Origin of the sequence: Thermomonospora cellulosilytica, assembly GCF_014138835.1 — a bacterium.
Lineage (GTDB): Bacteria > Actinomycetota > Actinomycetes > Streptosporangiales > Streptosporangiaceae > Thermomonospora > Thermomonospora amylolytica.
The window spans coordinates 1,730,998-1,757,825 of sequence record NZ_JACJII010000001.1 but is presented as its reverse complement, the minus strand read 5'-3'; the positions used below and the strand labels follow the sequence as shown (position 1 = coordinate 1,757,825).

Here is a 26,828-nt window from a genome sequence, read left to right as displayed (position 1 = left end):
AGCACCACCGTATGCCCCCAGCGCTTCCCGAGGACGTACACGCCGTCCTGGCCGAGGTCGCCGACCGCTGCCGCGTGCCGACCGGCGACGCACGAGTGCTGCGCCGGCACAGCAACACCGTCATCGCCCTCCCCACCGCCCGGCTGCTGGTCCGCGTCGCCGGCAATCCGGCCGCGTTCGACGGCGTGACCACCTCGATCCAGGTCACACGCTGGCTGGCCTCCCGCGGCTACCCCTGCGTCGCCCCGGCCAAGACGGCGGGCCCGTTCCGGGTGAACGGCCGGGTGGTGTCGGTGTGGCAGCTGGCCGACACCACCGACGACCACACGGCCGGAACGGGAGGCGAGCTGGGACGGCTACTGCGGCTCCTGCACGACCAGCCCGCCCCGCCTTTCCCGCTCCCCCGGCTGACCGACCCCCTCACCGGAGTCGCCGCAGCGGCCGAGCAGCATCCCGACGCTCTGACCACCCGCGACCGGGACTGGCTCACCGACCGGATCACCCAGCTGCGACAACGGTGGACGACCCTGCACTACGAACTGCCGACCGGACTGATCCACGGAGACGCCCACTCCAACAACCTTCTCCCCCTCCACGGGGGCGGCGTGCTGCTGGGCGACTGGGACCACGTGGCGTTCGGGCCACGCGAATGGGACCTGATCCAGATCCACTACATGCAGCGCCGCTTCGGACGGCACACCGCCCGTGAGATCGAAGAGTTCACCGCCGCGTACGGCTGGGACGTCCGCGCATGGCCAGGCTTCGAGACGCTGCTGGCAGTCCGGGAGATCAGCGGCCTCAGCCCCTACATCCGCCGCGCCCCCACCGACCAGACGGCACGGGAAGAGGTCGCCTACCGCCTCGACACAATCCGCCGCGGAGACGGGAACGCACGATGGAACTCCCCCTCCGGCAAGTGAACCGGCGCTAGGCAAAAGACGCATGCACCAATGCCGACGCCTCGCCCCTACGACGAGGCGTTCATCTTCTGGATGATCCGTGGCCGTTCAGCCACAAACCGCAGATCGGGACACCTATCATCCGTGCGGTGCGAACCCTGGTGCTGTGGGACATCGACCACACCCTGCTCAGCATCGACGGCCTGACCGCCGAGGTCTACGCCACCGCGCACCGCCGGGTCACCGGCCAGAACCTGCGAGCGCTCCCCGACATGCCGGGCAAGACCGAACGAGCCATCATCACCGAGACCCTGCACCTCAACCAGATCACCCCCACCGAGGAACTGGTGGACGCGTTCGCCGACATCGTGGCCGAACAGTACGCCGCCCGGATCCAGGAGATCCGCACCCGGGGGCGGACGCTGCCCGGCGCACACGCCGCAATGCAGGCCCTGGCCGCCGAACCACAGGTGATCCAGTCCGCCCTGACCGGGAACATGCGGCCGATCGCGGAGATGAAGTTGGCCGCGTTCGGCCTCGATGAGCACCTGGACCTGCGGGTCGGCGCCTACGGCATGGACGGCATCACCCGCCCGCCGCTGGTCGACCTTGCCCGGCAGCGCACCGCCGCCGTCTACGGCGAGATAGTCGACGCCGATCACACCGTGCTGATCGGGGACACACCCCTGGACGTGAAGGCCGGCCACCTCGGCGGCGCCCGGGTGGTCGCCGTGGCCACCGGCGTCAGCGACGAGACCGCACTGCGAGCCGCCGGCGCGGAACTGGTCCTGGCCGACCTCACCGACACCACCGCCGTCGTGGAAGCGGTCCTGGCGGTCAGTGCGGCCTGATCTCCCCCAGTAGCTCCCGCACCGGCTTGAAGGTCACCCGTATGGGCGGCATGCCAGCTCCACTCGCCACCCAACGCCGACGGGCTCCACCACAACGTAGGTGCCCCGAAGTTTCCACGGCTGTCCTGGTCCAGGCTCACGCCGGGTCAGGAGCGACGGCGGTGTTTTCGGACGAACGTGTAGCCGGGTTTGAGAGGGCCGTCATTGGCGATCTGTGCACGTCGTTGTGCCTCGGCGTGGGCTTCCCGGGCCTCATCGGAAGCGCGCGCACCGCGGGGGAGCCGCCGCACGAAGCCTGAGACGTAGTGCGCTCGGCGTTCCACGAACGGATTGGGTCGTCGGCGGCTTTTCGTCCGTGGCAGCTCCACGACCTTCGGCTGGAAGCTGAGCAGGTCCACGCTGGGAAGGCGACGGATCGGAGGGTAGATGGGACGGCCGTCAGGCCGTAGGGAGCCTTGTACTCGTTCGATGCGCCCTTGCTGGAGCAGGCGCTTCACCGCCGTGGTCACCAGGTGCAACTGGTCGGCTGGAAAACCGAGTTCGACCAGGTTGCGATCCAGGGCTTCCTCGGCGAGGACGGCACGGCCGTCCGCATCCAGGTAGCCGAGGATCTGCATGGTCCGCAGCACCCAGTCCTCGACGCTCAGTTCCTGACGCGGCCGGGCATCGAAGCCGCCCGGTGCCGTTCCCCGGGTGTAGGCCATCGGGTCGTAGTCGTAGCCGACCTCGCGATCGCCGACGCGGCGCGGGTTGCCCAGCCGGAACGTCTTCGCGATGAACGACCGCCGGCCTGGCTGCCAGGTGCACTCGATCTGGATGCCGGGGAAGAAGTCCTCGGGCCAGTCGGCGGAGTCCAGCCTCAGTGCTCCGTCGCCTGCGGTCGCCCGCAGCTGCAGCAACTTCTTCTCCCCGGGACAGGTCGGCGAGCGGTGGATCAGTGTCAGCCGCAGTCCGACGCCGGGATGGAGCTTTCGGAGATCGTCCTGGATCCGGTCCGGCACCGGGAAGATCGCCTTGGCCAGGTGATCGGCGTGCAGGACCTGTTTCCAGCGCTGGTCCTGTCCCTGACGGCGGACAACGGGGTCGAATGCCCGCTCATGTGGCGAGACGAAGTGCACGGCTTCGGTCGCCCCGAGCCGTTCGGCGATCGCCTCCATCTCACGGTGCAGGTCACGTTGGGTTCGGCCGCCGCGGACGGAGTCCAGCGCGAACTTGGCCAGCTGGGTCGCCTCGCGCACGAGCTCGGCGTGGTGCTCGGCGACCTGCCCGGAGAGGACGCGTACTCGGCCGCTTTGCCCGACCAGGTAGCGCAGCAGATCCCTGACACTGGGGAACTCGGTTTCGACCACAGGCGCCTGGCCTCGGCGTTGACGAAGCAACTGCATCGCCACCTGCCGGGTGTGGTCGTCGGTGACGATGAGGTCCAGTGGCAGGTCGGTGTCGTCCTGGTCGGCGACCGCACGGGACAAGGCCAGCAATCGGGCTTCCTGCAGGTTTCCCGCATGGTCTGTTGCGGCGCCCGACTGCCCGTCCTCCGCGACCCAGGCCAGTCCTACCGTGCTGGAACGATCGTTGGCGGAGGCGCTCACGGCGACAAGGAGTGCGTCGTCTCGTGGCCGTGTCTCGGCCGCCGATGGGCCCTCGGCTGCAGGTTCAGGATTCGAAGCCCTGTGTCCCTCGGCATGGGCAACAGCCGGCGTGCTTTCCGGCGCGGGCGGCGTCTGCTGCGGGACTGGCGCGCTTGCGGGCTTGCGTGCGTTCTTGATGGCCGTGGCCAGTTCGGGGGCGCATTCGGCGCAGGGGAACGCCTTGCTCACCTCGGGGCAGTGCCGCTGGTGGGTGATGACCGTGCCGAGCACGGCTTGCCACAGTGCGGGGTCTCGTTGTGCGGCGAGTTCCGCGGCCCGCTGCAGGTAGTCGGCACGCAGCCGCATGAACTGCGTGGACCGGCGCAGCTTGAGGGCGGCCAGCCGGCTGGCGGCCAGCGTCGCCTTGCTCTGCTTCTGCCGGAGGGCGAGCATGCCCGCACGCTGGTAGGCCTGTTGGAGCGAGTGGAAGTGCTCACGTGTCCGCCGCTCGCGAGGGATCCTGCTGATCCGCTCTTCGGCCTTGCCGTTCCGCAGCCGGGCCTGCTGCTTGGCAGCGCCGTCGAGGCCGAGACGGCGTTCCGCGATCAGCGGGTGGTCCGGCAGGAAGCCGGGGTCGGCGGCGTCCTTGAGCATCGCGGCGACGAACTCCTCGTCTCCGCGGCCCAACATCTCCTCCACCGCGGCGTCCGGTGCCGGGATCAACCCGGCGCCCCGCGCCCAGGCGAAGCCCGCATCGTTAGGCGGGTGGATGGCGTCGGTGGCCAGGCCGTCTTCCTGGAGCAACCGCCGCAAGTCCTTCTGGAACGACACTCCGCCCAGGTGCTGCATCACCATCGCGGACAGGTGGTTGGGGGCCGAGCGAAGTGGTGGGACTGCGCGCAGCCGGTTCTCGAGCTCCTCGTGGTCGATCCGTTCCAGATGGGAGAGGGCTGTCTCGATGACCTGGCGCTGACCACCGAGCACCGAGGGCTTCGGCACGGAGCGATCGCCGTTGCGATGGGCGAGGAGCTCTCCCTCGATCTGCCAGACGGCGTAGGCGAGCGCCGCGATGGCGTCTGAACGGACCGACCTGTTCTTCAGCTCGTTGACCAGAGCCCGGGCGTCGGCTCCTTGGCCGACCTTGCGGCGGATCTCCCGGACTTTGTTCAGCGGGCGGCGATGCGGTGCCGAGGGCGCGGCTGTGGCGTGGGAGTCATCGGTCGGCATCCGGCGCCCATTCGTCGGCGAAGGTCTCCAGCTGCTGGATGACCTTGTCGATGGCGTCCTGTTCCTCCTCGGGCGGATAGTCGTGGCGGGCCAGCAGGCGCTTGATGATGGAGCGGAGCTTGGCCTGGACGTCGTCGCGGGCGGTCCAGTCCGTGGACAGGTTGCGGCGGACGGCCTTGACCAGGTCCCGGGCGATGTCGGCGAGCTTCTCGTCGCCCATCAGGTTCCGGACGTTCTCCTTGGCTGCGACCGCGTCGTAGAACGCCAGCTCGTCGCTGGTGAGTGCCGGGCTGAACTGCTGGCCGCGATTGGCGTCGGCCGCCACCTCCTTGGCCAGCTCGAACAGCTGGGCGATGACCTCGGCGGCGCTGATGTTCTGGTTGGTGTACTTGCGCATCAGCTCCAGCAGGCGGTCGGAGAAGCTCTGCTGGCGGACGATGTTGTGCTTGGTGACCCTGCGCATCTCCTGCTGGACCAGACGCCGGAGGGCCTCGATCGCCAGCGCGGGGTGCTTGCTGGCCTGGAACTTCTTGATGTACGCGTCGTCCAGATGCGACAGGTCCGGGCGTTCCAGGCCGGCTTCCGAGAACAGGTCGGTCACGTCCCCGGCCTCGATCGCCCCGGCAGTGAGCTGCTTGAGGTACAGCTCGACATCGGCGGGGATGGGACGGCCCTCCGCCCGGCGCCGGTTGGCCTCGAGCTTGACGACCACGACACGGACGTCGCGGAAGAACGCGATGTCATCGCGGAGGTCGTTCAGCTTGCCGCTGGTCGAGCACACAGCGTAGAAGCGGGCCAGCCGCCCGGCCTCGCGCAGGAAGCGCTCCTTCAGCGTCGGTTCACGCTCGCGGGTCTCGCGATTCTCCTCGACCTGGTTGAGCGGGTGCCGCGAGTCCCAGACGTAAGTTGCAGCCCCATGAACGGTGTCGCGATAGGCGGTGGGGCTCTTGACCCGGAGCTTCTCCCGCCACGGGTAGCCCTCCAGCAGGACGTCACCGAGGACCTCGATGATGTCGCGGACCTTGTCGATCGCCTCCTCCACCTCGCGGCCCATCGGCTTGGTCTGCTGGTCGGTGGTGGTGTACTCCGCCAGGGCTTTCAACAGGTTCTCGTGCAGCGGCGCGTACCCGACCATCAGGCCGTCCTGCTTGTTGCGGAACGTGCGGTTGACGCGGGCGAGGGTCTGCATGAGCTGCGCGCCGCGCATCGACCGGTCGAGGTAGAGGGTGTGCAGCGGAGGCGCGTCGAACCCGGTGAGCAGCATGTCCTTGACGATGATCAGCTCGAGTTCGTTGTCGGGATCCTTCATCCGCCGCTGGACGGTCTTGTGCTCGCTCGGCCGCATCCAGTGGGCACGCAGCTCCTCGGAGTCCTTCTGCTCCGGGCTGTAGACGACCTTGATCTTGCCCGTGTTCACGTCATCGGAGTGCCAGTCCGGCTTTATGGCGATAATTCGCCGGTACAGGGCGGCACAGATCTCCCGTGTGCTGCACACGATCATCCCCTTGCCCGGCACGCCGATGAACTCCTTCATCGCCTCCGAGCGCTTCCCCCAGTGCTCGACGATGTCGGCGGCCAGCTTCTCCAGCCGGGCCGGCGCGCCGTAGACGGCGTTGAGGGTGACCGAGGCGCTCTCGACGCGCCTGCGCTCGGCATCGTCCAGCCCTTCGGTGGCCTTGTCGGCCTCTTCGTCCAGCTTCTCGGGGTCGACCTTGGCGGGCAGCTCGACCGGGATCAGGCGGCTCTCGTAGTAGACCGGCACTGTCGCGCCGTCCTCGACGGCGCGGGTGAGGTCGTAGATGTCGATGTAGTCGCCGAACACCGCCTGGGTGTCACGGTCGGCCTCGGAGATCGGCGTCCCGGTGAACGCGATCATCGTGGCGTAGGGAAGCGCCTGGCGCAGGTGCCGTGCATAGCCGTTCAGGTCGTCGTAGTGGCTGCGATGCGCCTCGTCGACGATCACGATGATGTTGCGCCGCTCCGAGAGCAGAGGGTGGTGCAGCCCGGCGTCGCGTTCGGCCTTGGTGCGGCTGAACTTCTGCAGGGTGGTGAAGTAGATGCCGCCGGTCCGCCGGTTGCTGAGTTCGGTGCGCAACTCCTCGCGGCTGGTCACCCGGACGGGCTTCTCGGGGAGTAGCTCGCTAGCGTCGAAGTTCTCAAAGAGCTGGTCGTCCAGGTCGGTCCGGTCGGTGATCACCACGATCGTGGGGTTGCCGAGCGCCGGGTGCTTGAGTACCTGGTTGGAGTACAGCTCCATCTCGAACGACTTGCCGGACCCCTGGGTGTGCCACACCACCCCGGCCTTGCCGTTGCTGCGCACCGCCTCGATCGTCTTGCCGATCGCCTTGGACACCGCGAAGTACTGGTGCGGCTTGGCGATGCGCTTCACCGGACCGCCGTCGGACTGGGCGAAGGCCACGTAGCCGTTCAGCAGCTCGATGAACCGGCGCTGTTCGAACAGCCCGTGCAGCGCCAGGCTCAGCTCCGACTCCTCCCAGGACCCCGACTGCTGGACCGGCTCGCCGCCCTCGTCGACGTTCCAGGGGGCGAAGTGGTTGTAGGGGGTGAACGCGGTGCCGTACCGGGCGCTCACGCCGTCGGAGACGAGGCTGATCACGTTGCAGCGGAAGGCCTGCCACATGTCGCGGACGTAGGACATGAGCTGGGCGTGCGCGGCCTCCGGCGTGGCACGCTCATCGGTCATCTTCTTCAGCTCGAAGATGGCGAGCGGAAGCCCGTTCACGTACAGCACGACGTCGAACCGCCGGCGCTCGTCCCGCTGGACGACCATGACCTGGCGAACGGCGAGGAACTCGTTGCGGTACGGGTCTCTGCGGTTGATCAGGTGAACGGTTGGGTGCTGCTCGGCACCGAACTCGTCGACGTAGCTGATGCCCCGGATGCCCTGGGTCAGGTACTCGTGGATGCGCTTGTTCTCATCCCTGACATCCTGCGACTTCGGCGACAGGACCAGGTCAACGACCTCGTCCACGGCCGAGGCGGGCAACTCCGGGTTGATCTGCGCCACCGCGGCCCGCAGACGCCCGGGGATGATCAACTCCTCCCAGAACTCCCGCTCCCCGGAGCCGACAGCGATCTGCTTGCCCTCCAACGGCTCCCACCCGAGGTCGCCGAGGATGTCGAGGACGTCGTATTCAAGGTCGGCTTCGCTGTAACCAGTCATACGGCACCCTCCGCCAAATTCTCAGCATCCCGGACCTTAACCTCCCCGGACATGAGCTTGGGAAGTAGAACATCGCGAACTTCCATGAGCCGCTGGATTTCTTGGCGCTTCCGATCCTGGAAGGCAAGGTTAACGCGCGCACGCTCCACAAATCCCTTGATAACCCCCTCGTCCGGGAGTGGCACGGTAACTGACATAGCAATTTCTCGATTAAGCCCCGGTATTGCAGAATCTCCGACCAATTCCGGGAGATTGGCCTTCTTTAGAAGGAAGAAGACAAACTCCAAGGGCAGATTAGACGAGTTGACATCCACATAGAAGGATGTATCGATCGGCCAGAAATCGCCGGACGACCATGAAACTGATCCCGCATTAGCCCCCTTGCGGCCCACAATGACACCAGGGCCATTCACTAGAGCCGTGTCATGAGATCCAGATATCCCATTCCCCCCAAAGACCGGTATAGGCCCAGGGGTTCGGTCACCCACCCTGAGCGATTTCCCATATTTCAGCGTGACCAATTCACCGAGCCTAACTTTCCTCGTTGCATTCTTGAAAGCTCCTTTCGCAAGCGACGCTAGAAGCTCATCGGAGGTGGCGATGATACGGCCGTTGACGGCGATCTTGTCGTCGAGCGCCCCCAGCACCGCCGCGATGGCCCGCTGCTCGTTCAACTGCGGAATCGAGATCGGCCACTTACCCAGTTCAGTAAGCGGAATCCTATCTACTGTGGCCCCATGGATTGACCGCTCGGCAATCGTTTGCTGGAACTGCGGACCCAGGTATGCGTAGAGCAGGAATCTCGGATCAACGCGATCCGTCCTTGGGCGGAGGAGTCCCATTCTCCTTCCGAGGCACGCCCGTACCCCATCCGGCATAAGCGCGGCCTCACCGAGACGGGTTTCGTATGAGAACAAGAGATCGCCTGCAACGGGGGTGACCCTGCGAGTCCACTTCACGAAGTCTTCCTCTGAGACATGAGCCGACTCCGCAAGGTTCAGACGCCCGCGATCGAGACTGCTGATGCTGAGGAACCAAGGCCCGGAAGACGTCTTAGCGGGCGTCGCGTGAGGGCCGTCGAAGATCTCAGCGATCTCTCCGATAGTGGTCTTGGTCCACTCAGACATCGATGCGCTCCAACTGCCGGCGGATGACCTGCTCGAGGCGAGCGGATTCTTCGAAGTGAGTGAAGAGTTCCTTGGTCAGGCGGTCGATCTTGTCAGCGATGGGTTCGTCATCGGTGTCGTCGGTTTCGGCGGCACCGACGTAACGACCCGGGGTGAGGATGTGGTCGTGGGCGCGGATCTCGTCCTGTGTGGCCGAGTAGCAGAAGCCGGGCTCGTCCTCGTACGTCAGGCCGGCCTCGCGGGCGCTGGCGGTGCCTCGCCAGGCGTGGTAGGTGTTCGCGATCTTGGCGATGTCGTCGTCGGTGAGGACGCGTTCGGTGCGGTCGACCAGCGTGCCCATGTTACGGGCGTCGATGAAGAGCGTTTGGCCCTGACGGTCGGTCTGGCCCGCACGGGCACTCTTGTCCTTGGTGAAGAACCAGAGGCAGGCGGGGATCTGCGTGGTGCGGAAGAGCTGTGGCGGCAGGGCGACCATGCAGGCGACCAGGTCTGCCTCGACCAGGGCGGCACGGATGTCGCCTTCGCCGGACTGCTTGGACGACATGGAGCCGTTCGCCATGACGACGCCTGCGCTGCCTCGCTGGCCCAGCTTGGAGATGATGTGCTGGATCCAGGCGAAGTTGGCGTTGCCGGCGGGCGGGGTGCCGAAGCGCCATCGGGGGTCGTCGGTCTTGCGGTACCAGTCCGACATGTTGAACGGCGGGTTGGCGAGGACGAAGTCGGCCTTGAGGTCGGGGTGCTTGTCCTCGTAGAAGGTGTCGGCCCACTTGGTGGACAGGTCGCCGTTGATGCCGTGGATGGCGAGGTTCATCTTGGCCAGTCGCCACGTCCGTTCGTTGGCCTCCTGGCCGTAGACGGCGATGTCGTCGCGGCGTCCGCGGTGGCTGAGGACGAACTTCTCCGCTTGGACGAACATGCCGCCCGAGCCGCAGCAGGGGTCGTACACCCGGCCCTTGTACGGCTCCAGGATCTCCACCAGCACCCTGACGACGCTGGCGGGTGTGTAGAACTCGCCGCCGCGCTTGCCCTCGGCCCGGGCGAACTTCTCCAGGAAGTACTCGTAGACCTCGCCGAGGACGTCGCGGGCGGACTTGCCGTCGTGGCCGGTGAAGCGGGCGTCGCTGATCAGGTCGACGAGTTCGCTGAGGCGGCGCTGGTCGACGTTCGGCTGGTTGAAGATCCTGGGGAGGACGCCGACCAGGGAGCGGTTGGTCTTCATGATGGCGTCCATCGCGGCGTCGATCAGCTCGCCGATCGCGCCGGACTTGGCCTGCGCGGCCAGGTCCGCCCAGCGGGCGCCCTCGGGGACCCAGAAGATGCCCTCGCGCTCGTACTCGTCCTTGTCGTCCAGGAAGGTCTCGTGGCGGGACTCGGGCACCTCGTCCGCGATGAGCTCCTGCCGGATCTGCTCGCGGCGCTCCTCGAAGGCGTCCGAGACGTACTTCAGGAACACCAGACCGAGGACGAAGTCCTTGTACTGGGCGGCGTCCATCGAGCCGCGAAGCTTGTCGGCGGACTTCCAGAGGATGTCCTTGATCTCGGCCATGGTGGACACGCCGGGCAGTTCCGCCTGCCCCGCTGTGCCCTTCTTCCTGGGTGGCATGCTTCTCCTCAACTTGTCGTCGACTATCGAATGAAGTCGCTGAGCGTGAGTGTTCCGTCGCTCAGGCCGTTGGTCGTGAGGCTTCGCAGCTCGTCGAGAGCTGCGATTTCGCGTCGTGCTCGCTCCCTCCTGTCCTCCAGTTCGGCCAGCAGCTGGTCGAGCCGTTCGAGGTCGGAACGGGATAGCAGCGGCAGCCGTAGTTCGTTCAGCCGCTGGGCGGGACGCACGGCTCCATCGGCCCGGCCTGCGAGGTTGAGCAGAGCGGCGAGAACGCGTGGTGTGAACCGCTCCCTGCCGGCTTTGGTGAGACGCAGGACCCTGGCCGGAAACTCGATCACCGAGTAGCCGTCGTGGTCGACGATCGCGGCGGGCTTGGGCGTCATCGTGATGATGACGTCGCCGGGCAGGCTGCGTTTGGCGTTCGGGTGGTTCCACTCGAAGGTCACGCGGTCGACACGACGCCGGCCCAGTGGGATCTCCTCGGTGATCTCGGATGGGCCAATGACGGGGTAGGACGTCGAGTGGTCCGCCAGTAGGCCGACGCTGATGTCGCTGTCTGAGAGCCGGGTGCCACTCCGCACGGACAGCGAGTTCGTCCGGGAGCGTGCCCCGGCGGCCAAGTCGGCGATCGTGCAGGTGGCGGGTGGGTGAGGCTGTGGGCTGGCGGCGAGGCCGCTGTTGAACTGCGGCAGGTCGGGCCGTGATTCCCACAGGACGCGCTCCAGTTCCAGTGCCCGGGCGACCCGTTCGGGCGTCTCGAGGAGGACCTCGTCCATCGTCGGCAGGTAGCGGGGAATGAGCGGGGGCACCTGTCGCGGGCCGGTCGCCTTGAGGTTCGGCACGAGGGCCTGGATGGGAGTGGCGACCGTGTGGACGCGGCCGTGAGCGGCTCCGTCGAAGTCGGCGTTGCGCCAGGCCAGGACATCGGTGACCAGTGAGTCGATCAGCGCCGGGTTGAGGGAGCGGTCGGATACGTCGGCCAGGAGCACCTTGCCGTGTTCTCCCCCGGTGATGCCCTTGGACAGCACCCACAGCGCCACCTCGTAGCCGGGCCGGTACGGCAGTAGACCGCCGGGCAGCCGGATGACGGCTTTGACGCATCCCGTGCGGAGCAGCGCCTCGCGGAACTCTGCGGCGTCGCCGCGTGGTTCGAGTGCGGCCGTGGTGTCGGCGGGAGCGATCACAATGGCGGTCGCACCGTTCGGCATCTGCTGCCACAGCCCGTGAAGGGACGCCAGCCCCTGCTCTGGAGAGCGTTCCTCAGAAGGACGGTAGGGAAGCTGGGAGACGACCAGATTGGCGTCCTTCAAGCACTCGTCCGCCGTGGAGACGACGTCGAAGTCGTCTTCGGTGAGGTCGCGGACAGCCAGGCGACGGCGGACCAGGCGAGCCGAGGCGGAGACGAGGCAGCAGGCCGTCACCCGGAGGGCCTGGTCGTCACGGAGTTCCTGAGCCACCGCGATGATGAGGTCGCCCACGCCGGCGTTGGGGTCGGCCAGATGCAACTCGCCTAGGCGGTCGGCCAGGCCGGACGGATCGGCGAGTTTCACGACCAGGGACTGCAGCTCGGGAGAGAGCCGGTCGGCCGACAGGTCCGCCGCCCCCAAGCGGTCACGAACGTCCATGACCCGTTCGAAGGCTCCGCGGGTGCTCCAGGCCGCTTCGACCAGCTCATCGACGATGGCGGGCAACCAGGGCGTACGCAACCGACCCACCTCGGACGCCAGGAACTCGTCGTCAGGGTCGATCTCGGCCGCGAGGCCGCGCAGCCGGCCGATCGGACTGGTGACCTTGTCGTCGAGAGACTCGTCGCCGGTCAGATGCCGCAGACAGATCAGCGAGGTCAGAGCGGGAACCAGCATGTGCGGAGGAAGCTCGGCACCCAGCCGGGCGAGCGCGTAGATCCGCAGGTCGCCTTCGATCTCCTTGCGCTCGGCCCGGCCGGTCGCCACCAGCCACTCAACGATCTGGGTGCCGTCGAACAGGAGCTGTCCCCGTTCCTCCGCCACCGGGCGCGGGAAGTCGGGGTGCCGCCGCCGCCAGGTGCTGACGACGGGGCGCTGCACGCGGGCCAGCTCGGCGATCTCGGCGCCCGACATCAGGTACACGCCATCGAGCGAGACGGCCACCCAGCACCTCCCTCCACCCAGCGGCGGGACACGACTCTAGATGATCTCGATCGATCTGGTGAGAAGATTGCCGATAACTCCCCTTATCAGGCGGTCTCCGAGGCATTGTCGGCCTTGGGCTGAGGGAGGCTGCGGATCGTCTGCTCCACCTCGGCAGCCGCCACCAACTCGGGGCTTCCCAGAGGACGGACGGACTTGTCGACCGGCTGAGGCGTCTCGAGTTCGTCGTCCACGACCTTGAGCGTCTGGAACCTGCGGGCCGCGACCAGCACCCTGTTCTCCAGGGAGCCGACGGTGCTGTTGTAGGTGGTGACCGACCGTTCCAGCGCCTTGCCGAGAGACGTCAGGTGCGCGCCCAGCGTGCCCAGCCGCTCGTACAGGGCGCGGCCGAGCTCGTAGACCTGCAGCATGTTCTCCTGGAGCGCCGCCTGGGTCCAGGCGAACGCGATCGTCCGCAGCATCAGCATCAGGTTGGTCGGCCCGGCGATGATCACCCGCTTGCGCATCGCGTACTCCAGCAGCTGCGGGTCCCGTTCCAGGGCCGGCTGAAGCAGGGACTCACCCGGCAGGTACATCAGCACGAACTCCGGGCTGCCGCCGACCTGGCCGTGGTATTCCTTCGCGGCCAGCGCGTCGACGTGCTTGCGGAGCTGCTGCGCGTGCTCGGCCCACCACCGTTCCCGCTCGTCGTCCTCGGTCGCCTCGATGGCGGCCATGAACGCGGCCAGCGACACCTTCGCGTCGATGACCACATGCTTGCCGTCCGCCAGGTGCACCACCATGTCGGGGCGGAGCCGGCCGTCCTCTCCCTCGGTCGTGACCTGCGTGTTGAAGTCGCAGTGCTCGGACATGCCGGCCAGCTCGACCGCCCGCTTCAGGTGCATCTCGCCCCAGCTGCCGCGGACCTGCGGCTTGCGCAGCGCGTCGACCAGCGTGCGGGTCTGCTCGTGGCCCTTGGCCGTCGCCTCGGCGAGCAGGGCGATGTGCTGCGTGAGTCGGCCGTCCGCCTCCGCCCGCTGGGTCTGCAGCTGCCGCAGCTGCTCCTGGAGCTTGTCCAGCTGTTCCCTGACCGGCGCGCTGGTGGCGGTGAGCCTTCCTTCGGCCGCGTTGACCAGCCGTTCCTCCGCCTGGCTCAGCATCTGGGCGGCCAGATCTTCCAGGCTCTTGGCCACCAGACGGTTGTTCTCCTCGCGGGTCCTCTCCAGCTCGTTGCGGGCCGCCTCGATGGCGGCGGCCCGCTCGTGCAGCGCCTTCTGCTCGATCTGCAGCTGGGTCACCTGCTGGTGGTACTCGGCCAGCTTCTGCCGGAGCTGCTCGTCGATCGCGTTGAGCTCGGCTATGTGCAGCCTGGCGTCCTTCAGGTCGTGGTCGAGGGCCTCGTTCTCCTTCTGCTTGGCTTCCAGAGACGCCTGCAGCCGGCCCGCCTGCGACTCGGCGCTGCGGAGCTTGTCCTGGGCGGTCTCCAGCTCAGCGCGAAGCCGGCCCAGCAATTCGTCCTGGCCCCGACGCTGAACTGCCTGCTCAGCCTGCGTCCTTTCCGCCTGTTCGGCGCGTTCGTTCGCGCGGTCGCGTTCGGCGCGGACCTCTTCTATCTGCTTGTGGATCTGACGGGCCTGTTCCTGAACGACCTGCAGATCCGTGTCCAACTTCCTGCATCTGGCGTCGGCTCGCGTCCTCGCGAGCAGGTAACCGAGCAGGCCGCCGATGGCGCCCACCAGCAGGGTCGCCATGGCGAGAGAGAACGTGGTCATGTCGATACCTCCGGGGCCGCACCGATCCGGTTCGCCGGCCGGTTGGGGAAGACGCGGTCACTGTGCCGCCCGGCTCGCGGATCCCAGGCGGCACAGCAGTCACGACCGTACGAGGATCATGCCGATTGAGGAAAAGATTTAACTGATAACCAGGGTTATCAGTTAATAGTTGATCATTGGAGCTCTAAGAGGTTTACCGTGTGAGCAGTTCGCTTCCCCGGCGAATCCTCCGCTGCAGGTCCGGTGGATTCCACTCAGCGCGTTGAACTGGGTCGATATCGAAGACCACCCGGTTCGAGCGACCTGGCCGAGTGTGGATTCACCGATCTGAGCACGGACGCACCGCTTGTGCGGTGCCCGGATCCATCGATTGCGGACCGCGACCGTGATCAGCTTCCCCAGGAGTGACCATGGCCAGAAGCACCCGTCCCGTGACCCTGTACCGACTGATGGGGGTGGTGCCCGATGAGGGGGGCATGCTCGACGCCCTCGACATCGAACACCTCGACGAAAACGGCTTCACCCTGCACAGCCCGGACTTCCCTGGGGCACCGGCGTTCGCCGTGGACGGGCACTTCGAACTGCCCACCGCCGAGTGGTGTTCGGACGCGTCCGCACTGACCGGGCTGCACATCAACCTGGACGAGCGGAAGCCGGCCGCTCTGCTGCTCATCGCCGTCGATGGCCAGGTGTACGCGATCGGGTTCGGCCAGGGCTTCCGGCTGGTGCCCGAGGACTACAAGGACCCGGATTTTGGCCTGCGGTTCGCCACCCGCGCCGTCGACCCGGACAAGGTGCGTGACATCTGCCGCCGCGCCATGACCGGTCAGGGCCGCCAGGACACCACGCTGGTTCCGGCCGGCCTTCCCATCGGCCGCATCGGAGTCAAGCGGCACGCCGAGCTGGTGCGTCGTCTCGGCGGAGCCATCGCCACCGAGGATCTGGGACTGGCTCCCGGCGGCACCGTGGCGATCGAGGGCTCGGCCGGACTCCGTCTGCCGATCCCGCTGGCCCCGGATCGCCTCGTGGCGTTCCTGCGCCGGGTCAACGAGATCAGCGCGCGTGAGGTACAGACCGGGTTCGCGTTCATCGATGCGATCAAGCCGGTCCGCGACCGGGAGCGGGTGGCCATGCTGGACGGCCTGCTCGACCAGGGATTGCGTGGAGAGATCGACATGCCGCTCGCCCCGGCCGTGCCGACGCACCTGGTCGAGCACCTGCCGCACACCCGGTCGTACCGGATCAAGGTGGGATCGGCCTGGCTCAACCCCCGCGAGGAGCTGGACCTGGAGGACCTGCGGTACCGGTGCCGCGTGCAGTACTGCATCTCCCCCACCGCCGCGATGCGCTCCGGCCGTCTGGTGATGTGCGCGGACCGCGAGGGAAAGCAGCCGTTGGGTGAGGCCAAGCCCATCAAGTGGCTGGAGGCGTCCGTCACCGTCGGGGACAAGCTGTACTTCCTCATCGAGGGCGACTGGTACGAGAGCGGTGTCGAGTACGTCGCCGACATCCGGCGGCGGGTGGCCGAGCTGATCAGTGACACCCCGAGCATCGCCATGCCCCCGTGGACGTCCGAAGACGAGCGGGACTACAACAAGAAGGTGCAGCGCCTGCTCGGCCCGGCGAACTACCTGTGCCTCGACCGCACCGAGGTCCGCACGGACCTGCACAAGAACAAGGGGTTCGAGCCGTGCGACGGGCTCGGGCCCGACCTCGAACTGATCCATGTGAAGCAGGCCGAGAAGTCCTCGCCGCTGAGCCACCTGTTCAACCAGGCCCTGGTATCGACCGAGGCCCTGATGCTGCAGCCCGAGGCCCGGCAGAACTTCGCCAAGCTGGTGGCGGAGGCCAGCGGCGGGTGCCGGACGATCCCGTCCGGCACCCTGCCCAAGAAGGTGATCTTCGCGATCCTGCTGAAGAAGGGCGTCTCGCTCACGCCTGACACCCTCTTCCCGTTCGCCCAGGTCGCCCTGGTCAACATGGCCGACACCCTGCACTCGACCTACGGCGTGAACGTCGAGGTGATCGGCATCCCTGGCACCTGACCGTGCCGACACCCTGCTGTCTAACGGGCTCGCACATGGTTGCTAAGGCGGTGTCGGCAGCCATGGTGATGGGCACGGGCTCGTCAGTTCTTCAAGTGGTCAATGCCGTGCCCGACCCGGACGCGTCGCGATAAACGTGCATGGCGTTGTGCCGCGTGTACTTTCTCGTGCCGCAATGGAGCGTTCTTGTGGAACCTGCGATGCGGCGTAGTTGAAGGAACTCCCACCCAGCGTAGGTCCATGGGTGGCTCTCGCCGTTGGCTGGAGTCACCGTCAAGGTGCCGATCGCCCGTTGGAATGCCTGGTGAGATGGCCCGGCCCTGGCTGCAGGCCAGGAACACGACCGGGAGCCGGAGCATCTGTAGTCATCCACTGCAAGTAGCTGAACGGTTCCACTCCCCCCACCACAGAGACAACGCGCCTGCACTGTGGCTGCCGTTTGTGGTCATGAGTCTGGCATTTCATCGCGGCGCGATCGACGCTCGTTGTGAGCGACTACCTGGAGGAGATGCCGGTGGGCTCGGCTGATCAAGTTTCGCTGTTCGCTCCCGACCCTCAAGCGCCTCTGGTCAAGCCTCCCGGAGAGGCTGCCGTTCGGATGCGCGTGCTCATCACGGTGAAGGCCGCGCCGAACCCCTCGGAGACCTACGGCGAGACGGTGTGCGTGGCCGGCATCCGGTTGGACGATGGGCAGGGCGGCTGGGTACGGCTGTATCCGATCAACTTCCGTGAGCTGGAGTCGGACCGGACCTTCCGCAAGTACGAGATCGTGTCCCTGCAGGCCAAGCCCAACCGGGCCGACCCTCGGGCGGAGAGCTTCCGGCCGATCATCGACACCATCAAGCGGGAGCGGTTCATACGGGGATGGGACAGACGCCTTCCCTTCATCATCGACCATGTCCACGCGTCGATGTGCGAGGTCCGGGCGGCGGTGCGCGAACGACCGCCGGCCCGGTCGTTGGCGGCGATCCGGCCTCGCCTCGTGCAAGGCCTCGACATCGAGCCCCACCCGGGCTGGACACGGGACGAGCAGGCGAAGATCGACAGGTACGTGGCCCAGGGAGACCTCTTCGATCAGCGTCCCCGCACCGCGTTGGAGGCGCCCCGGTTCAAGGGCTGGTATCGCTATCTGTGCCAGTCAGGCGACTGCAGGGGCCACCGGCAGGGCATCTACGACTGGGAGTGGGTCGCTCTCCAGCGCCGGTTCCGCCACCTCGACGACGCAGACCTGAAGGCCCTGTTGCACGAAAGGTTCTTTGACATGATGTGCGGGGCGGGCAAGGACACCATCTTCTACGTCGGCAACCAGGCCAAGCACCAGCTGACGTTCATGGTGCTGGGCGCCTGCTACCCCACGCGATAGTCCTGCGCTACCGAGGCACCAGCTCCGCTGTGAGCCCGAAGGCGGTCGGGTCCGCCAGAGCCGCGGCGATCACGTCCCGGTGGCAGCGTCGCTGATCGGCCTCAAAGCACAGCAGAGCCACCCGCTGTGTGCTGGCCAACCGTGCGACCTCGGTCAATGCCTCCACCGCAGTCTCATCCGCCAGCCGGGCAGCGAACCGGCTTCTGGCCTGCCGCAGCTCTTCCTCGTTCCCCCCGAACCCCGCCCTGTTGTCTTTGGGGTTGCCCAGCTCCGGCAGGTGCCTGTATCCGATCCCGGCATCCGCCAACGCCTCGGCCAGCAGACGCTTGCTGAACCCCCGCTTGCGCGAGATCGGCGTGAGCCGGACATCCACCACCACCGAGACACCCTCATGGGCAAGACCGGCAAGAAAGGACTGAAGGTCGTGCCCCTGGTAGCCCACACCGATCAGATTGGCCAGGTCCTTGGGCTGGGTCACCATGAGCATGCCCACACCTTCTCACGAGGGCAACGCGGTGCGCAGACCCACCCCTCGGCAGGTACCTAAAGGCTGTCACGTGACTCGGCTCGTCTAAGCCTGATGTGGGCTGGATGGCGGTGTGATCACCCGGCAAGTGCGAGGTTGTGCAGGCAGGCGATGCCGGCCACGGTGTCGTGCAGGGTGCCGGCCCTGCGCCGGTGGTTGCGCAGGATCTTCCGGGTCTTCCTGCGGGCCAGGACGTGTTCGATGCGGGCGCGGACGCTGCGGTGGACGCGGTTGAGGTCTTCCTGCCAGGTCGGCAGCGGGCCGCCGTCGCGAGGCTGCCGGTAAGGAATGATCACGCCGGGGTTGCCCTGATAGGCGCCGTCGGCCATGACATGCCGTCCGGCCAGTGCCCGGTTGATTCCCGAGGCTGGGTAGGCCTGGCAGTCGCCTGCGTTGCCGGGCAGCGGCTCCCCGCCGGGGACGACCAGGCGGGTGTCGGCGTCGATGGCGATCTGCACGTTGGCCGAGTACCGGTAGTTCTTGCTGCGCGCGGCCAGACGTCGGTCCCGCAAGGGCACCAGCGTGCCGCCTGCGATGCACACCTGCTCGGGTCTGCGGCGGCGGACCGGCGCCGGCAGCGGCCCGAGAGTGTCGACCACCCGGTGGGCGGCCGCATGCGAGATGCCGAACAGCGGCCCCACCTGCCGCAGCGTCAGGTTGGTGCGCCAGTACACGGCCACCAGCAGCCCCCCGGTCGGCCGGCGGCAACGCCCACTGCCGCCCTGGTCGCCCATCGGCGACCGAAGCACCGCCCCGCTCGGCCACCAGACGCACCAGCTTGCGGAACTGCCGGGGCGACAGCCCGGTGAACAGGCCGATCCACTCCTGTTGAGCAGCCGTGATGACCTGACCCACAAGATCATCTACCACGCCCACCCAGCGTTACGTGACAGCCTTTAGGCAACCGAGAACGGGGCCGACGGGCACGGCGAGCACGGTGCGGCGCTGGATCGATCGGTTCAATGCCTGCGAGGTGGCCGAGCTGGCCGAACGTGGCGGAGCCGGGCCGTCGCTGCCGTGAGGCGGCCGGTCACCCGTCTTCAGGGTCGTCCGTCGCCTGCAGGGCGGACAGCAGGGTGGCCTGGAGAACGTCGGCGGCGGAGTGCTGCGGCAGGCGTCCTGCGTTGACGTCCTCGGCGGCGGCGTGGAGCAGGCTGTAGACCGTGGTGACCATCCAGTTCAACGGGAGGTCGACCCGGAACGCGCCCTCGTTTCGGCCGCGCGCCAGAAGGGCCTCGACCCGGGCCATGGCCGGGTCATGGTGGCGGCGCAGCCGGGCGGGGTCGAGTTCCCGCTGGGCGACCTCGAAGAGCCGGCGGTGCCGCCCCAGGATCTGCCAGGAGGACCGCAGGAGGCGGCCGAGCGCGTCGGCGGCCGGTCCCCGGTCCGGCTCCGCGGCGTCGAGAACGGCGTCGGCCTGGGCGATCGCGTGATCCAGGACGGCCTGCAGCAACACCTCACGTGAGGGGAAGTGGGTGTAGAGGGTGACGCGGCCGACTCCGGCGGCACGGGCGATCGACGTCATGCTGACGTCGGTCTGTTCGGAGAAGCAGACCAGCGCCGCGTCGAGGATGGCGGCGATGTTCCGTTCCGCATCGGCGCGGCGCCGGGGAGCGCTGCCGCGGTCCCCGGCGCCGCCCGGCTGCCGGCGCGAGTCGGTGGTCGTCATGACGCCCAGCCTATGAGCGGCCTCAGTGGGCGAACACCGGCCCGTCGGTCGCGGGCGGGCGGCCCTTGGGCACCAGCCGGCCGCCGATCACCGCCATGGCCACGGCGACCACCGCGGCGGCCGTGAACGCCGCGCCGAAACCGTCGACCGACCCGGGGTCGGTGGCGTTCAGGCTTGCGGCGGCCACGGTGGAGACGAACGCGATGCCGAGGGTGGCGCCGAGTTCGTGCCCGGTGTTGATCAAACCCGAGGCCATGCCCGCGTCCTGGTGGTCGATATGGCTCATCGCGGTGGTGGTGGCGGCGACGAGCGCCGCGCCGAGCCCGAGCCCGGAGAGCGCGAAGCCGGGCAGGACGTCCACGAGCGCGCTGCCGTCGGCGGGCACCCGGGCCAGCAGCAGCGCCCCGGCGGCCGCCAGGAGGAAACCGGCGGACGCGGCCGGCCGCCCGCCGAATCGGCCGATGACCCGGACCCCCAGATGCGTGCCCAGCCCGATGACCAGCGCGACCGGCAGGAAGAGCAGCCCGGTCTCCAGCGCGCTCAACCGCAGCACGTGCTGCAGGTACTGGGAGGCCAGGAAGAAGTGGGCCAGCAGCAGCCCGGACGCGGCCAGCATGACGAGATTTCCGGCGATCACGGGACGCCGGGCCAGCATGGCCGGGCGCACCAGCGGAGCCCTGCTCGCGCGTTCGATCAGCGCGAAGACCGCCAGCAGCACGACCGCCGAGGCCAGCGCGAGCAGCGTCGGCAGGTCGCCCCAGCCGGTGTCGCCCGCCCGGACGAGCCCGTAGATCAGCGCACCGACCGCGGCCGTGCCGACGACCGCACCGGGCAGGTCGATCCGGGAATCCCCCGTGCCGGGGCGGCCGGCACCGGCGAGCATCGGCAGCGCAACGGCGACGAGGACGCCGACCGGGATGTTGATGTAGAAGACCCACTCCCAGCCGGGACCGGCGGCGAACACCCCGCCGAGCACCACTCCGACGGCCGCGCCCGCACCGCCGAGGGCCGCCCAGACGCCGAGCGCCCGGTTGCGGTCGGGCCCGTGGAACGTCGTGGTCACGATCGACAGCGCCGCGGGTGACAGCAACGCCGCCCCGACCCCCTGCACGGCACGCGCGGTGACGAGCATGGCGGCGTCGGCGGCCAGGCCGGAGCCGAGCGAGGCGAGGGTGAACAGCCCGAGCCCGGCCAGGAACACACGGCGACGGCCGAGCGCGTCGGCCAGGCGTCCGCCGAGCAGCATCAGTCCGCCGAAGCACAGCGTGTAGGCGGTCACCACCCAGGTCAGCGTGGCGCGCTCCAGCCTGAGCTCTTCGGCGATCACGGGCAGCGCGACGTTCACCACGGTCACGTCCAGGATCACCATGAACTGCGCCAGGCAGAGCAGGACCAGCAGCCACCAGCGTCCGGGTGCTTCGGACGCGGGCCCGCTCACCGGATGCCGTCCGGCGTGAGTCGAGCGACTCATGAGCACTCCCTAAGTCGAACATCACTGTTCGGGTTAGAGTACGGCCGAAGGAGACAAAAGTCGAACAGTCGTGTTCAACTTGTGCAGTGGAACTGGGGTCGGGCCGATGACGAGGCAGGGCGAGCGGGGCCCGCGCACTCCACCGCCGCGCGATGTCGGGAGAAGTTCGTGGAAGAGACCTTCGTGGACACCGAAGTCGCCCGGTCCATCGGCTCCTTCCTCGACGCGATCGGGCTGGAGCGAACGGCGATCGTCGGCCACTCATGGGGCGGAGGGTTCGCGTTGCGGTTCGGCGAGCTCCACCCGGATCGCGTGACGCGACTGGCCCTGATCGCATCGGGCGGGCTGGACGTGCGGGACGCCTGGGAGTTCCGGATGGCCCGGCTGCCGATCGTCGAGGCGCACGTCCTGTCCGGCGGCGGGCACTCGCTGCACGACGACTGCCCCGACCGCACCCAGGCACTGCTCCTCAGCTTCCTGGCAACCGAACATGCATAGCGCCATGGTGGGCGCCGGCACCGCAGGCGTTGCCGATGGCGGGCCTGATCTTTCCGATTGCGGCGCTGTTGGGTACGTGGACGTACCGGCAGATGACCGTCTCGGAGCAGCATCCGGCGCACCCTTACGTCGATACGGCGCATCGCGCGCACTGCCCTACTCGTTCGCCGCGATGCTGCTCGCCGTGTTCATCACGCTCAGCGACCGGCCGACGCTGGTGAGTCTGCTCGCATCCGGCATCGACGGCTGCACCGACCACCCCGAGGCATGCGTTGACGAACCGCCGCCTGCGGACGGCCAGTGTCCGTGTGGAGTGCCGAGGCCTGGCGATCTGCCGCGGGATCGCCGGGCCTTTTCAACTATTGCACTTAGTACTAAGTGATGTAGTAGCTTCTCCGGTGATCTGACGGTACGCCTGGGAAGAGAGGTTTCGGTGCAGCGCACTCCCGTACGAGCGGGCGCGGCGGCCCTGCTGGCGGCCTGCGCGGTCCTGACCGCCGGTCCGGCGGACGCGAAGCCCAAGCCGACCGCGGAACAGCTGGGGCGCCAGGCGGAGATCCTCACCGAGGAGTACAACCGGACCCGGTTGGAGCTCAAGCAGGCACAGCAGGCGCTCCGGTCCGCACAGCGGCAGCTGCGGCAGACACAGGCCGACTACGAGCGGCTGCGTGGCGAGATCGGGGAGCTGGCGGCCGCCAGCTACATGTCGCCCGGCTCGAGGGCGGAGCTCGCGCTGTTCGCCGGCGACGATCCGCAGGCCGGCCTCGACAAGGACGCCATATCCCGATACCTCACCGCGCAGCAGGCCGGACGGCTTCGCGAGCTGGTCCTGGCCAGGATGCGGTACGAGCAGAACGCCGGACGGGCTCGCGATCGCGCCGCGGAGATCAAGGCCAAGCAGGCGGAACTGGCCAAGAAGAAGGCCAAGATCGAGAAGCTGATCAGCCAGATTCCCAAGAGCGCAGGCGGCCAGGGGTCCCCGCCGAACATCAGCGTCGCCGGCTCGGGGAAGGCCTCGGGGGCCGTTCGCGCGGCGCTGACCCGGGTGGGGATGCCCTACGTCTACGGCGCGGCGGGTCCCAACTCCTTCGACTGCTCCGGACTGATGCTGTGGGCGTACAAGCAGGTGGGCATCTCCCTGCCGCACTACACCGGGGCGCAGTACAACATGGGCACCCGAGTGTCGCGTGACCAGCTACGTCCGGGAGACATCGTGTTCTTCTACGAGGACCTCGGCCACAACGGCATGTACATCGGCAACGGCCGCATGGTCCACGCTCCGCGCAGCGGGAAGAACGTCGAGGTCGTCAACCTGGCCGGGTACTGGTGGGGGGTTTACCAGGGCGCCGTCCGCATCGCATAGGGCGCCGACACCCCGCTATCTACTATGTTCGATAGCAGAAGGTGAGACGTAGGGAGCGGCCGACCAGGCCGCGGAGCCTAGATCCGATCGACCGGAGACGGGAGGGCATGCGTTCGCGGCTTCCAGTCCCACGCAGGCCGACCCGAGCAAGCCGCGGCCTGCTGCTCAGGTTGCTTCTGCTCTGCTGCGCGCTGTCGATGCACGGGCTCCAGGTCTCGGCGAATCCCCTCGACCTGAGCGGCCTTCCTATATCGGCCATGAGCGCCGGTCATGGCTCGCCCGCCTTCGAGGAGGCCGGTCTTTCCCGGCCGTCCGACCCTGATCGGCCTGGGGCGCCTCATTCCGATCATCCAGGTGGCGAGGTCTGCCTGGGGCTGTTGGCCATGGTCGGGTTCGCCGTCGTGCTGTGGTTCCTGTTCCGCAGGTACCGCTCCTTGTCCCTGCCCGGCAAGGGCAAGGACTGGGCGTCTCCGGTGGCGCAAGGCCGGTCCCCGCCCGCCCGAACCGTCTACGAGTTGGCCGTGTTGCGGCTGTGACAGATCAGTTACTTACAGCGACTGATCGAACACTCCACGGCAAACGCAACAACGAAAGGCACGACTTCATGAAACGCGCTCTCGCGCTGATCGTGGTCCCTGTCGCGGCGTTCTCTCTGGCGGCCTGCGGTGGCGACGACTCCGGCGACTCGACCTCGGCCCCGTCGGCCACCACCGGCGCGCCGACCACCGGCCAGGCACAGACCGGTCGGCACAACGACCAGGACATCACGTTCGCCCAGATGATGATCCCGCATCACCAGCAGGCGATCGAGATGTCCCGGCTCGCCGCCACCCGGGCCTCCTCGCCGGAGGTGAAGCAGCTCGCCGCCGACATCGAAAAGGCCCAGGATCCGGAGATCAGGCAGATGACCGCCTGGCTGAACAGCTGGGGCGCCTCCGTTCCCTCACCCGGCACGGGCGGCATGGGCCACGGGGACCACGGCGGTCATGGCGGCATGGACGGCATGATGACCGAGGAGGAGATGCGCAAGCTCGAGAACGCCGGCGGAGCGGCGTTCGACAAGATGTTCCTGGAGATGATGATCAAGCACCACGAAGGTGCCGTGGCGATGGCCAGGACCGAGCAGTCCGCCGGGCAGTACCCGCCCGCCAAGGCGATGGCCACCAGCATCGTCAACTCGCAGACCACTGAGATCACCAAGATGCGGGACCTGCTCAAGTCCCTCTGACCGGAGGGGATCACCCCGCTGACGAACCGGCGTCGGAGCCCCCGGACGGGGTTCCGACGCCGTTCCATCTCAGAACCGGCCACCCCAGGGGCATGGGCGGCAGATCGCCCAGCCCGTTCTTTGAACGGCTTGCATCGAGATGCCCTTCGACGGGTTGCCAGCCGTACTCGTGGTGACCGTGGCGGCAACGACACTCGCCGTTCCGATCTTTGCGAGCGACGAAACAGTCCAGGTGAGCCGGTTCTTCGCCCCTCAGCCGCTATTCAACGGGACACGTCGCTCCCCGCCATGGCGGATGTGGCGCTACGTCACAGGCAGCCGGCAGCACCAGGGTTGGTTGCATCGCCGAACCATGTCGGCGGATGCACACGAGCTCCAGGACGCCGTGGCCAGGTTCGTCCGGTCCTTCGGCCTGCTGCAGCCGGATCGGACTCCATGCGGACGGCCGATTCCCCCGTCGGAGGCACACGCCCTGGGCGAGCTGGCACGCGCCGGCGAGCTGCGCCAGGTGGACCTGGTGTGTCGGCTTCGCCTGGAGAAGAGCACCACCAGCAGGCTCGTCGGCCAGCTCGTGTCACGGGGCTGGGTGGTCCGGGCGCCGGCATTCGCTGGGTGTTCATGCGGGCGGCGGCCTGCTCGTGCTGCTGGTGCCCATGACACTGGCGATCTACAAACCGCGCGGGATGACCCGCTACGGGCAGCGCAAGCAACATGAGCGTCGTACGGCGCTCGCACCGTAGCCGGCGGCTGGAAGCGCGGCCGGCATGGAGGGACGCACAGTCGGCGCGGGCACGGCTCCCGTAGGCACCGGCGGCTCCTCGCCGGGGCGCTGGGCACCGGCAGAACGCCCGCGCACATCGGTCCACGAACCGTCATGGCCACCGGATTGACCGTGGCCATCCGCCGCAGGCGGCCGCGCTGGCGTTACAGCGACAGGTGGCAGTGCTCGGCCAGCATGGCCATCACGGCCGGGTTCACGGCGATGAGCAACGGTACGACGATGAGCAGGGCGACGCCGAGATGCCCGGCGACCCTGGCCGTCCGCGACAGCGGCCGATGCGGTGCGAGCATGCGGTGGACCCGGAACACGGCGGTGTGCCCTCCTGCCCCGAGCGCGACGGCCGGCACCCGTCCCTCGGCGAGGGTGACCAGCGCGGCGGCCACCGACACCCGGTCGTGCCTGCGGGCGGCGGCGTCGTCGGCCAGCAGTTCCACCAGCCTGGTGATCTCCTCCCTCGCCCGTCCGAACAGCGGAACGCCCGGGAAGGCACGGCTGATCGCCACGGCCAGATTGACCGCCAGGTCATGACGGCCGCGCAGGTGCGCCCGTTCGTGCGCGAGCACCGCGGCGAGCTGGTCGTCGTGCAGGCGTTCCAGCGCGCCGGTGGTCAGCACCACGCACCGGTGCCGTCCGGCCAGGCAGTAGGCCAGCGGCTGGTCGTGGTCGATGATCAGGGCGTCCAGATCCGGGCGGCGGCGGGCCAGCACCGCCAGCATCTCGGCGTGACGCCTGCGATGGCGGGCGGTGGTGACCAGGGCATGGATCACATGGCCGCCGGTCCACAGCACCGCCCCGCCGGCCATCGCGAGGCCGACGAAGGCACCGATCGGCTGGAGGGCGCCGCCGTAACCGGACTGCAGCATCATCTGGCAGACGTGGAAGAGATCAGCCAGGTTGTGCGCGGCCCGTCCGATGGGCACCACCAGCGCCAACCCGGCCAGCACCACGGCCACGAGCACCGAGGCGGTCGCCGCCTGCCAGGCCAGAACACCCAGCCGGGGCGCCCGATCGGACCAGGACGAACGGGTCAGCAACCGCGGCCCCAGCAGGCCCAGCGCGAGCGCGTACAGCAGGAGGACGAGGGCGGCGATCACGTTCGGTCCTCCTCCGGGCCGTCATCCTGGGGCACCACTTTCAACGCCGCGCGCAAGGCCCTGGCCTCCTCCGGAGACAGCCCCGACAGGAAGTGGACGAACGCGGCGGCCTGGTTGTCACTGGTGGCCAGCGCATCGCGCATCAACTGGGCGGTGTAGCCCTCGCGCGTGCCCACCGGCTCATAGACATAGGCCCGGCCCTGCCGCCTGCGCCGCAACCAGCCCTTCTTATGCAGGTTGTCCATCACCGTCATCACGGTGGTGTAGGCGATCGTGCGCTCTCGTTGCAGGTCCTCCAGCACCTCGCGCACGGTGGCGGCCCGGCCGGTCGACCACAGGCGGTCCATGATCACGGCTTCCAGGTCACCGAACCGCTGGAGCGGCATCGCATCCCTCTTTCCGGCGGCGTCAGAGCCCACGTCCAACTTACTAGACCCCGTAGTAGCAACGG

General features: G+C 68.0%; 20 protein-coding genes and 1 pseudogene. 9 read left to right on the top strand and 12 right to left on the bottom strand.

All coding sequences use genetic code 11. The features are described from left to right. Positions 1 to 11 precede the first annotated feature (11 nt). A complete protein-coding gene (locus tag HNR21_RS08455) occupies positions 12 to 920 on the top strand; it encodes a phosphotransferase (protein WP_182704747.1) in 909 nt (302 codons plus the stop codon). A 128-nt stretch (positions 921 to 1,048) separates the two neighbouring features. Further along, positions 1,049 to 1,750: an HAD family hydrolase gene (locus HNR21_RS08450; protein WP_220500087.1), complete on the top strand. Its 702-nt coding sequence runs from the start codon at positions 1,049 to 1,051 to the stop codon at positions 1,748 to 1,750. Between the two features lie 146 nt (positions 1,751 to 1,896). Here the strand turns inward: HNR21_RS08450 and HNR21_RS08445 are convergent, their stop codons facing one another. From HNR21_RS08445 to HNR21_RS08420, 6 genes are all read right to left on the bottom strand, one after another. Further along, a complete protein-coding gene (locus tag HNR21_RS08445) occupies positions 1,897 to 4,545 on the bottom strand; it encodes a hypothetical protein (protein WP_182704746.1) in 2,649 nt (882 codons plus the stop codon). Continuing rightward, a complete protein-coding gene (locus tag HNR21_RS08440) occupies positions 4,532 to 7,729 on the bottom strand; it encodes a type I restriction endonuclease subunit R (RefSeq protein WP_182704745.1) in 3,198 nt (1,065 codons plus the stop codon). The genes HNR21_RS08445 and HNR21_RS08440 overlap by 14 nt, the downstream gene beginning before the upstream one ends. Then, positions 7,726 to 8,856 carry a restriction endonuclease subunit S gene (locus HNR21_RS08435; protein ID WP_182704744.1) on the bottom strand — a complete coding sequence of 377 codons (1,131 nt, stop codon included), beginning with the start codon at positions 8,854 to 8,856 and terminating at the stop codon, positions 7,726 to 7,728. The genes HNR21_RS08440 and HNR21_RS08435 overlap by 4 nt, the downstream gene beginning before the upstream one ends. After that, positions 8,849 to 10,459 carry a class I SAM-dependent DNA methyltransferase gene (locus HNR21_RS08430; protein ID WP_182704743.1) on the bottom strand — a complete coding sequence of 537 codons (1,611 nt, stop codon included), beginning with the start codon at positions 10,457 to 10,459 and terminating at the stop codon, positions 8,849 to 8,851. The genes HNR21_RS08435 and HNR21_RS08430 overlap by 8 nt, the downstream gene beginning before the upstream one ends. Before the next feature lie 23 nt (positions 10,460 to 10,482). After that, the gene (locus HNR21_RS08425) at positions 10,483 to 12,588 is read right to left on the bottom strand and encodes an N-6 DNA methylase family protein (RefSeq protein ID WP_182704742.1); all 2,106 of its coding nucleotides are present in this window, start codon (positions 12,586 to 12,588) and stop codon (positions 10,483 to 10,485) included. An 86-nt stretch (positions 12,589 to 12,674) separates the two neighbouring features. Further along, positions 12,675 to 14,339 carry a DNA recombination protein RmuC gene (locus tag HNR21_RS08420; protein ID WP_182704741.1) on the bottom strand — a complete coding sequence of 555 codons (1,665 nt, stop codon included), beginning with the start codon at positions 14,337 to 14,339 and terminating at the stop codon, positions 12,675 to 12,677. Positions 14,340 to 14,749: 410 nt separating this feature from the next. Between HNR21_RS08420 and HNR21_RS08415 the strand changes: the two genes are divergently transcribed. Both HNR21_RS08415 and HNR21_RS08410 read left to right on the top strand, forming a co-directional pair. Next, a complete protein-coding gene (locus HNR21_RS08415) occupies positions 14,750 to 16,384 on the top strand; it encodes a DUF6119 family protein (protein ID WP_182704740.1) in 1,635 nt (544 codons plus the stop codon). Between the two features lie 487 nt (positions 16,385 to 16,871). After that, positions 16,872 to 17,747, top strand: coding sequence for a DUF8757 domain-containing protein (locus HNR21_RS08410; protein WP_220500086.1), 876 nt, complete (start codon positions 16,872 to 16,874; stop codon positions 17,745 to 17,747). A gap of 7 nt (positions 17,748 to 17,754) precedes the next feature. Here HNR21_RS08410 and HNR21_RS08405 read toward each other — a convergent pair whose 3' ends face one another. From HNR21_RS08405 to HNR21_RS08390, 4 genes and pseudogenes are all read right to left on the bottom strand, one after another. Then, complete coding sequence (locus HNR21_RS08405; RefSeq protein WP_182704739.1) at positions 17,755 to 18,234, bottom strand: DUF488 domain-containing protein; 480 nt, start codon at positions 18,232 to 18,234, stop codon at positions 17,755 to 17,757. A gap of 116 nt (positions 18,235 to 18,350) precedes the next feature. Further along, a pseudogene (locus HNR21_RS08400) lies at positions 18,351 to 19,128 on the bottom strand (transposase family protein). Positions 19,129 to 19,303: 175 nt separating this feature from the next. Then, positions 19,304 to 19,942: a TetR/AcrR family transcriptional regulator gene (locus HNR21_RS08395; RefSeq protein WP_182704738.1), complete on the bottom strand. Its 639-nt coding sequence runs from the start codon at positions 19,940 to 19,942 to the stop codon at positions 19,304 to 19,306. Between the two features lie 22 nt (positions 19,943 to 19,964). Beyond that, positions 19,965 to 21,413, bottom strand: a complete 1,449-nt coding sequence (locus HNR21_RS08390) for an MFS transporter (RefSeq protein WP_182704737.1) — start codon at positions 21,411 to 21,413, stop codon at positions 19,965 to 19,967. Here HNR21_RS08390 and HNR21_RS08385 point away from each other — a divergent pair. The 5 genes from HNR21_RS08385 to HNR21_RS36575 all read left to right on the top strand — a co-directional run bounded on the left by HNR21_RS08385 (position 21,384) and on the right by HNR21_RS36575 (position 25,217). Beyond that, on the top strand, positions 21,384 to 21,911 hold the full coding sequence (locus HNR21_RS08385; RefSeq protein WP_182704736.1) for an alpha/beta fold hydrolase: 528 nt from the start codon (positions 21,384 to 21,386) through the stop codon (positions 21,909 to 21,911). The genes HNR21_RS08390 and HNR21_RS08385 overlap by 30 nt on opposite strands. Positions 21,912 to 22,344: 433 nt before the next feature. Further along, a complete protein-coding gene (locus tag HNR21_RS36315) occupies positions 22,345 to 23,274 on the top strand; it encodes a C40 family peptidase (protein WP_182704735.1) in 930 nt (309 codons plus the stop codon). Positions 23,275 to 23,444: 170 nt separating this feature from the next. Continuing rightward, positions 23,445 to 23,810, top strand: a complete 366-nt coding sequence (locus tag HNR21_RS08375) for a hypothetical protein (protein WP_182704734.1) — start codon at positions 23,445 to 23,447, stop codon at positions 23,808 to 23,810. Positions 23,811 to 23,878: 68 nt separating this feature from the next. Next, positions 23,879 to 24,502, top strand: a complete 624-nt coding sequence (locus tag HNR21_RS08370) for a DUF305 domain-containing protein (protein WP_182704733.1) — start codon at positions 23,879 to 23,881, stop codon at positions 24,500 to 24,502. Positions 24,503 to 24,641: 139 nt separating this feature from the next. Next, a complete protein-coding gene (locus tag HNR21_RS36575) occupies positions 24,642 to 25,217 on the top strand; it encodes a MarR family transcriptional regulator (RefSeq protein WP_220500084.1) in 576 nt (191 codons plus the stop codon). A 209-nt stretch (positions 25,218 to 25,426) separates the two neighbouring features. Here the strand turns inward: HNR21_RS36575 and HNR21_RS36310 are convergent, their stop codons facing one another. Both HNR21_RS36310 and HNR21_RS08355 read right to left on the bottom strand, forming a co-directional pair. After that, the gene (locus HNR21_RS36310; RefSeq protein ID WP_182704732.1) at positions 25,427 to 26,377 is read right to left on the bottom strand and encodes a M56 family metallopeptidase; all 951 of its coding nucleotides are present in this window, start codon (positions 26,375 to 26,377) and stop codon (positions 25,427 to 25,429) included. Then, positions 26,374 to 26,796 (bottom strand): BlaI/MecI/CopY family transcriptional regulator, encoded by a 423-nt coding sequence (locus tag HNR21_RS08355; protein WP_312880918.1) that lies wholly within the window; start codon positions 26,794 to 26,796, stop codon positions 26,374 to 26,376. The genes HNR21_RS36310 and HNR21_RS08355 overlap by 4 nt, the downstream gene beginning before the upstream one ends. Between the last annotated feature and the right edge of the window lie 32 nt (positions 26,797 to 26,828).

Excerpts from the sequence above, each read along its gene's own strand:
- HNR21_RS08385 (WP_182704736.1), top strand. The coding sequence starts at position 21,384 with ATGCCGTCCGGCGTGAGTCGAGCGACTCATGAGCACTCCCTAAGTCGA.
- HNR21_RS08395 (WP_182704738.1), bottom strand. The coding sequence starts at position 19,942 with ATGACGACCACCGACTCGCGCCGGCAGCCGGGCGGCGCCGGGGACCGC.
- HNR21_RS08390 (WP_182704737.1), bottom strand. The coding sequence starts at position 21,413 with ATGAGTCGCTCGACTCACGCCGGACGGCATCCGGTGAGCGGGCCCGCG.
- HNR21_RS08455 (WP_182704747.1), top strand. The coding sequence starts at position 12 with ATGCCCCCAGCGCTTCCCGAGGACGTACACGCCGTCCTGGCCGAGGTC.
- HNR21_RS36575 (WP_220500084.1), top strand. The coding sequence starts at position 24,642 with ATGCCCTTCGACGGGTTGCCAGCCGTACTCGTGGTGACCGTGGCGGCA.
- HNR21_RS08435 (WP_182704744.1), bottom strand. The coding sequence starts at position 8,856 with ATGTCTGAGTGGACCAAGACCACTATCGGAGAGATCGCTGAGATCTTC.
- HNR21_RS08445 (WP_182704746.1), bottom strand. The coding sequence starts at position 4,545 with ATGCCGACCGATGACTCCCACGCCACAGCCGCGCCCTCGGCACCGCAT.
- HNR21_RS08405 (WP_182704739.1), bottom strand. The coding sequence starts at position 18,234 with ATGCTCATGGTGACCCAGCCCAAGGACCTGGCCAATCTGATCGGTGTG.
- HNR21_RS08370 (WP_182704733.1), top strand. The coding sequence starts at position 23,879 with ATGAAACGCGCTCTCGCGCTGATCGTGGTCCCTGTCGCGGCGTTCTCT.
- HNR21_RS08440 (WP_182704745.1), bottom strand. The coding sequence starts at position 7,729 with ATGACTGGTTACAGCGAAGCCGACCTTGAATACGACGTCCTCGACATC.
- HNR21_RS08430 (WP_182704743.1), bottom strand. The coding sequence starts at position 10,459 with ATGCCACCCAGGAAGAAGGGCACAGCGGGGCAGGCGGAACTGCCCGGC.
- HNR21_RS08420 (WP_182704741.1), bottom strand. The coding sequence starts at position 14,339 with ATGACCACGTTCTCTCTCGCCATGGCGACCCTGCTGGTGGGCGCCATC.
- HNR21_RS08415 (WP_182704740.1), top strand. The coding sequence starts at position 14,750 with ATGGCCAGAAGCACCCGTCCCGTGACCCTGTACCGACTGATGGGGGTG.